The 311-nt window shown below is 57.2% G+C and carries 1 pseudogene; it reads left to right on the top strand.

The window, feature by feature from the left end:
• Positions 1–226: pseudogene (fusA, locus tag BG61_RS39080) on the top strand (elongation factor G); the annotation flags it as partial.
• Between the last annotated feature and the right edge of the window lie 85 nt (positions 227–311).

The following is a 311-nucleotide window of genomic DNA, read 5'->3' as shown; positions in this document are numbered from 1 at the left end:
GATGGGCGACCTGTCGGGCCGCCGCGGTATCGTTCAGGGCATGGAAGACATGGTCGGCGGCGGCAAGATCGTCCGCGCGGAAGTGCCGCTCGCGGAAATGTTCGGCTACTCGACGTCGCTGCGTTCGCTGACGCAGGGCCGCGCCACGTACACGATGGAATTCAAGCACTACTCCGAAGCTCCGCGTAACGTTGCTGACGCGATCATCAACGCGAAATCCAAGTAATTCGGCAAGCCGAAAGTCTTTAACCGATCAACATTTTTGAAAGAAGGCAATCATGGCAAAAGGTAAATTCGAGCGGACCAAGCCG

The sequence above is a fragment of the Caballeronia glathei genome (genome assembly GCF_000698595.1).
GTDB lineage: Bacteria > Pseudomonadota > Gammaproteobacteria > Burkholderiales > Burkholderiaceae > Caballeronia > Caballeronia glathei.
This window is presented reverse-complemented; position numbering and strand designations above follow the sequence as displayed.